Source organism: Ammoniphilus soli (genome assembly GCF_040813775.1).
This window is the reverse complement of the sequence record NZ_JBEGDL010000131.1, coordinates 1-1308: the sequence shown is the minus strand read 5'-3', so window position 1 is coordinate 1308 and position 1308 is coordinate 1. Positions and strand designations below refer to the sequence as shown.

3 protein-coding genes are annotated in these 1308 nt (G+C 39.1%); 1 reads left to right on the top strand and 2 read right to left on the bottom strand.

Annotated features, from left to right (window positions below; all coding sequences use genetic code 11):
- Positions 1-172: 172 nt before the first annotated feature.
- Positions 173-343 (bottom strand): hypothetical protein, encoded by a 171-nt coding sequence (locus tag ABLT31_RS38665; RefSeq protein ID WP_367761024.1) that lies wholly within the window; start codon positions 341-343, stop codon positions 173-175.
- Positions 344-533: 190 nt separating this feature from the next.
- Positions 534-740 (bottom strand): DUF1657 domain-containing protein, encoded by a 207-nt coding sequence (locus ABLT31_RS38660; RefSeq protein WP_367761023.1) that lies wholly within the window; start codon positions 738-740, stop codon positions 534-536.
- Positions 741-995: 255 nt separating this feature from the next.
- On the opposite strand from ABLT31_RS38660, the gene ABLT31_RS38655 reads away from it, so the two are divergent.
- On the top strand, positions 996-1308 hold a 313-nt coding region (locus ABLT31_RS38655), incomplete at its 3' end, for a DUF421 domain-containing protein (RefSeq protein ID WP_367761022.1).

Below are 1308 nucleotides of genomic sequence, written 5' to 3'. Positions count from 1 at the left end.
AGTAATTATCTGATACTCTAATTTAGGTGTCCACTTTTTATTCTAGCTCTAAAATACCACTTAATTCAGTTAAATCCCATCATTTTAACCTTTTTAGCGCAAATAGTGGTCATTTTTCCACCTAAACCCAAGAAAAAATAATGTTTAGCGCGTTTAATTGGAGAATTTCCACTTACTGCACACCTATCCACCTTCTCTTGGATGAGGCGATTCGGACGGACGTTTCGTTCGTCTGAATATATAAGACAACAAAATGCTGGAGTACTCGGAATGCAATACAGAGCTTCATCGCAAGCTGATTAAAAATGTCGGGCAGCAGAGTGGCAGCCAAGGTGTTAGACACCGTCAAGCGGCTTTGAGGACGCCTCTAAGAAGGATCGGTCAACCGGACGGGTGTTGTTCTTTACCTGGTGTCGAAGAAAGCCAGCTATGTGAACGGTGCGGTATGGGATGTAAACGGCGGGAGTTTGATGATTTAACTTATAAATGTTGTGAAAGTAAAAAGGCCCCAAAATGGAGGCCTTTTTATAATTTTAGAAGCCTTTGTACTGAGGTTCCTGTTGTTCAATTTGACTTACTCGGGATTCCAGGGAATTGACAATGGATTGTGTTTGTTGAGCAACTTGAGCATACATCTGCTTCGCTTGTTGATCCTGAGTTTGGAGCGCAAAGGTTTCTAAACTGGCTTGAGCACCTTTTAATCCCGCAACTACTTGTTTTACTTGGCTTGATACTGTCATAAAATGACCCCCTAATGAGATGAAATTTGAACAACCAATAAATAATGTCTCCAATGTGCAAGAAAAAAAGTTACAAGTGTGTTGGAAATATATCCCTGAAAACTAAATCGATTTATATGTATAAAGAATCGGAATTCAATAGTTAAGGATCTAATGCAAATATCATTTTGGGAAACGAAAGAATATTTATTTACTAAAAATGGAAATCTATATTTGTCCTAAAGAAGTGATCTTTTTTCGAAAGGAGTTCAGAATGTGCCTGAATGGATCCTAATTCTTATCCGTTCGATTCTCATGTTTTTGGTCGTGATGACCATCCTCAGATTTATCGGCCGAAAACAAACTTCCCAAATGACGTATAGCGATTTTGTGATCGGAATTGCCATAGGAGGTATAGCTGCTCTCATTTCCCTAAACATGGTGACCAACCTCGCGTATGGGTTGATTGCTTTAGGCGTTTGGTTTCTGATGACTGTTCTAGTTAACTATTTATCTTTAAAGAGTAAGTGGTTTCATGATTTGGTCCGTGGGAGAGAAACCGTATTGATCAAACATGGAAAGGTGTTGG

Excerpts from the sequence above, each read along its gene's own strand:
- ABLT31_RS38660 (WP_367761023.1), bottom strand. The coding sequence starts at position 740 with ATGACAGTATCAAGCCAAGTAAAACAAGTAGTTGCGGGATTAAAAGGT.